Below are 5,329 nucleotides of genomic sequence, written 5' to 3'. Positions count from 1 at the left end.
CATATATATTTTTAAGTTCAACCAACGCAACTGATATACCGATAATTGGTATTAAAAATAATATCTCTACTATTGGTTGAATTTATTCTAGCTTACAGAGCTCAAGTCTCATATAATTAACACTGTAATAGAAGATAATTCGCTTGTTTGAATAGCACTTAGTTGCAAGAAAATACTATATACACCTTGCTAATCTCGACCAAATAAGTCTCTAGAGTATACTTTTTCTTGAACATCAAATAATTCATTATCCATACGGTTTGTGATAATCACATCAGATACTTCTTTAAATTCTGAAAAATTCTTAATAACTTTCGAGTGATAAAATTCTGTAAAATCTAATGTGGGTTCATATACGACCACTTCGATACCTTTAGCTTTAATTCTTTTCATAACACCTTGTATAGAAGAATATCTAAAATTATCTGAGTTTGATTTCATAGTTAACCTATAAACCCCAACTATTTTTGGTTTCATTGCAATAATTTGGTCAGCTATAAAATCTTTTCTTGTCGTGTTGGAATCAACAATTGCACCAATGATATTGCTAGGTACATCCTTGTAATTTGCTCTAAGTTGCTTCGTATCTTTTGGTAAGCAGTATCCACCATATCCAAAGGATGGATTATTGTAATGGGTTCCAATACGAGGATCTAGCCCCACCCCATCAATTATTTGCTTAGCATTTAAACCTCGAGATTCAGCATAAGTATCAAGTTCGTTAAAATAAGCAACTCTTAAAGCAAGATAAGTATTTGAGAAAAGTTTAATGGCTTCCGCTTCAGTCGAGTTAGTTAGCAATACTGAAATATTCTCATCAACCGCACTATCCATAAATATTGAAGCAATCTCATTTCCCCTATTTGAAATTTCACCAACAACAATTCTTGAGGGATGTAAATTATCATACAAAGCTTTTCCTTCCCTTAAGAATTCTGGGGAGAATATAATATTATTGGTACTAAAACGTTTTTTTAATTCGTCTGTATATCCAACTGGGATAGTGGACTTAATAATAAAAGTTGCATCCGGACGTATTAATAATACTTTTTCAATCACATCTTCGACACTGGATGTATTAAAATAATTTTTTTCTTCATCATAATCAGTAGGTGTCGCCACTATTATATAATCAGAAAACTCAATTGTAAATTTAAAATCTGAAGTAAATTCTATACTTAAATCATTTCTATTTAAGAAACTTTGAACTTCTTTATCTTCGAGAGGAGAATGTTTCTCTCTCAGCTTTTCTATTTTTTCAGGAATGATATCATATGCTTTTACATCATATTTCTGACTCAATAAAAGTGCATTGGCTAAGCCAACATAACCCAGTCCTATTACGGCTATCTTCATTCTTATAGCTCCTTTTTTAATATTTATAATAATCTTTATACCATTTCACAAAGAGTCTTAAAGATTCATCTAATGATGTTTCAGGTTTAAAATTTAACTTTTCTTCAAGATCACTAATATCTGCATAAGTTTTCATAACATCACCCAATTGCATATCCATAAATATTTTATTCGCTTCAATTCCTATGTGTTTTTCCAATAATTCTACAAACCTCATTAAAGTTTCTGGGGTATTATTTCCAATATTATATATCTTATAAGGTGCCCAGCTTTCACTAATTTTACCATCTAGCTCATTCCACGCATTATCAGTAGTTGGTGGATTATTAATTAACCTGCTGATTGCAGTTACAACATCATCAACATAAGTAAAATCTCTTTTCATGTTTCCATGATTAAAAATTTTTATATCTCTGCCATTAAAAATGTCTTCTGTAAACGAAAAATAAGCCATATCTGGTCTACCGTATGGACCAACGACAGTAAAAAAACGTAAACCAGTTGTAGGGATATTATAGAGATTACTATACGAGTGAGCCATCAACTCATTTGACTTTTTAGTTGCTGCATACAAACTAACCGGATGGTCAACATTATCCTCTGTAGAATAAGGGATTTTTGAGTTCCCCCCATAAACTGAACTGGATGACGCATACAATAAATGATCAACAGGAAAATTTCTGCAAGCCTCCAGTACATTCAAAAAGCCTAATAGATTAGAATCTAAGTATGCATATGGGTTCGTAATAGAATATCTCACACCTGCCTGCGCTGCTAAATTAATTACTATATTGAATTTTTCATTTTTGAAAAGATTATCCAAACTATTCTTATCCGTAATATCCATTTTGATGAATTGGTAATTCTCAAATCTTTCTAATAGTTTTAACCTATCTTGCTTTAGTTTGACGTCATAATAACTATTTAAATTATCAATACCAATAATTTGAACATCGCTTTTTTCTTTATCAATAATTTTTTTTGTGAGATGATAGCCGATAAAACCTGCCCCACCAGTAATCAATATTTTCATCATATTCTCTCTCCAATCATTACGGGAATCTTACACACTCAAATCCACAGGCTTTAAAAACCACTATGCAAACTCTTGGGCTATCGCTTCAAGTATTTTCTCAGATGCTCTTCCATCTCCATATGGATTAGATGAACTTGCCATAATTTCGTATTGTTTTCGATTATTAATTAATTTACTAACCTGATTATACACATCTGATTCTCTTGTACCTATGAGTTTGAGCGTTCCAGCTTTAACACCCTCAGGACGTTCCGTTGTATCCCTAAGAACTAAGACGGGGATACCTAGAGAAGGGGCTTCTTCCTGAACCCCACCAGAATCCGAAAGAATTAAATAACTTCGACTAGCTAGGTTATGAAAATCAACAACATTTAGAGGTTCAATTAACTTAACTTGTTCTGAATTTATCAAAGTCTTTTTGACGAGTTTTCTAACCTCAGGATTTTTATGCATAGGAAATAATATCGATATATCATCATACTCCTCGACTAGTTTATTTATCGCACGAAAAACGTTTTCCATTGGTTTGCCAATATTTTCTCTGCGATGCATGGTCACCAGTATTATTTTCTTATCTCTCAATTCCTCTAAGAGTGGACTTGAATACTCATTATCGACTGTGTATTTCATAGCATCAATAGCTGTATTACCTGTAATATATATCTTCTCCTCAGGATGATTTTCCTTAATTAAATTTTCTTTACTTTGTTCAGTTGGAGCAAAATAAAGGTCTGATAAAACATCAGTTAGTTGTCGGTTCATTTCTTCTGGAAACGGTGAATATTTATTCCAAGTTCTCAGTCCTGCCTCTACATGACCGATCTTAATCTGATGATAATATCCTGCCAAAGATGCAGCAAAAGTAGTAGAAGTATCTCCATGGACCAGTATTATATCTGGTTTTGATTCTTCAATAGCGAAATTTAACTCTTTAAGTACTCTACTAGTAATATCCATGAGTGTCTGTCCATCTTTCATGATATTCAGATCATAGTCGGGCTTGATACCAAAGAACGTCAACACTTGATCAAGCATCTGTCTATGCTGAGCAGTAATTGTTACTATACTTTTAAACCGTTGATCCTTTTCAATACATCTTATTAATGGTGCCATCTTGATTGCTTCAGGACGAGTCCCAAAAATTGTCATAATTTTTATCATAATTGTCCTCCCATGATTCTAAACTTAATTCAGAATTTACCAAAATAACCTGTTAAAAAAGTTCTTACAATACTTGATAAATAAAATTTTAGGTACAAATAGACACTTATACCCCCTCAGTTTGATATAATGAAGTTGACTAGAAAAACTCCCACAAACTGTGATAGGAAGAGACAAATGTCGACTTAATTATATTCTGATTTAACTTAAAATGAAACTATACTTTTCCAACAATAAATTATTATTGCCCTCGTGTATCAATCATCTTCTATTCTTACCTGTTCTATAGTGCCTAAGCCCGATGATATATCTGATATTAATAATAAAAGATTGACTGTTGATGAACTTCCAAAAAATAGTTGAAACCGAAAAACTGGACAACAAAGAACTTATTAAAGAGCAGGAAGCTGAAACAGTCCACACTTTTTAAAACAGTATAATGTCGACAAAATTATAGAACAATCAAGCCAACTGATTGTTGTCCGCGTTGCCAAGTTCCTTCGGAGTATCTAAACCTCAATAACGGGTCCAGTCATGATGCATGTATTAATACAAGGTTTGCTCTACCCTAATCAATCATAAAAAATCACACTGAAGTGCCCATATTGTGATGAAAGGCTAAAATCATACAACGTAAACGAATTACTATTCACCAGTATAAGCGCAAGAAATGCTCAAATTATCAAAAGCTCCTAGAAGCCCTTTCAAAGAGAGAATGTAATACATACAAAAGTCACTTTTCAAAATGCATTATATTTATCAAGCTTTGAGCTGACACTGTCTGACCTTGAAAACACTCCAGATTATCTAATGCTTGAATCGTGCTTTTAAAACTAATTACAAGTCACTAGATAGTTTCAATTCAGAGGCAGGTCCGATAGCTAATGTCACGCTATTCACAACTTTCTTCAAAATTTCGCGATTACATTCGAAGCTTCATAAGAAAAGAACTCCAGTCAGTTTAATGAACATTGTTATGATATGCATCAGAGATGCGTCAAACTCTTACAAATGTCCGATCAGTTCAAAATCGATAAACAAGCAACCTGACCATTTATGTTATCGGATTGCCCTTAACAGAATAGGCGAATGGCACACTCTAGCATCCGAAAAAAAGATTAGATTGGATAGTCGAGGGTTAGTTTTGTCGTGCAATTCTTTTGTACAACTGAGCTCATTCACTCATAAAGCAAGCTATAGCTAGCTCTAGTTAATGATGCGGTTTTTTTATAGATTCTTTTGAGTTACCATTCTAAATTTAAATAGCTCATAATTCCAACTATCACATCCATAACAAAAATAATTATACCTTGATACAGCAATCTGATTACACTAGTTATTTTACTGCAATAACAGCCTATTACTTTATAAATATTTAAAACGTAATCTGGTCGAATATTCGAAAATTCTTATCAGCTAGCTGTAAGATTTCTTCAGATAATTCTACTGGTCTCCATAAGTAACGATCAATCATTATCTTAATATCGCTTTCGGTTACTTCGAAAAGTGATTTAGAAACTTCAGGATATCCAATTTGCGAATAGTATCTTAGTGTCTTTTCAGGATGCAGCGGGAAAGAAATAATTGGCTTTCCGTATGTGGCCCCAAAAATTCCAACATGTAACTTCGGAGTTACAATACTATCTACTCTTGATATAAGATTAATAAACTCAAAAGGATTCGAATAATCAAATACTCGACAATCAAAATTTCTAAATACTTCCTTTGCTCTTCTTAATAAATCTGTATTTCCTTCTACATCATTAGATATAATAA

General features: G+C 32.6%; 4 protein-coding genes. All 4 read right to left on the bottom strand.

The genetic code is table 11. The annotated features are described in order from the left end of the window. Nucleotides 1-189: 189 nt before the first annotated feature. The gene (locus A5886_RS04755; protein ID WP_086273884.1) at nt 190-1,356 is read right to left on the bottom strand and encodes a nucleotide sugar dehydrogenase; all 1,167 of its coding nucleotides are present in this window, start codon (nt 1,354-1,356) and stop codon (nt 190-192) included. A 16-nt stretch (nt 1,357-1,372) separates the two neighbouring features. Continuing rightward, nucleotides 1,373-2,389 (bottom strand): NAD-dependent epimerase, encoded by a 1,017-nt coding sequence (locus tag A5886_RS04750; RefSeq protein ID WP_086275991.1) that lies wholly within the window; start codon nt 2,387-2,389, stop codon nt 1,373-1,375. Nucleotides 2,390-2,452: 63 nt separating this feature from the next. After that, a complete protein-coding gene (wecB, locus tag A5886_RS04745; protein WP_179189970.1) occupies nt 2,453-3,553 on the bottom strand; it encodes a non-hydrolyzing UDP-N-acetylglucosamine 2-epimerase in 1,101 nt (366 codons plus the stop codon). A 1,375-nt stretch (nt 3,554-4,928) separates the two neighbouring features. After that, nucleotides 4,929-5,329, bottom strand: a 401-nt coding sequence (locus A5886_RS04740) for a polysaccharide pyruvyl transferase family protein (protein WP_179189969.1), incomplete at its 5' end; no start/stop codon positions are given.

Origin of the sequence: Candidatus Enterococcus testudinis, assembly GCF_002140915.1 — a bacterium.
Classification (GTDB): domain Bacteria; phylum Bacillota; class Bacilli; order Lactobacillales; family Enterococcaceae; genus Enterococcus_D; species Enterococcus_D testudinis.
The sequence above is the reverse complement of the archived record's forward strand: the minus strand, read 5'-3'. Positions and strand labels throughout refer to the sequence as shown.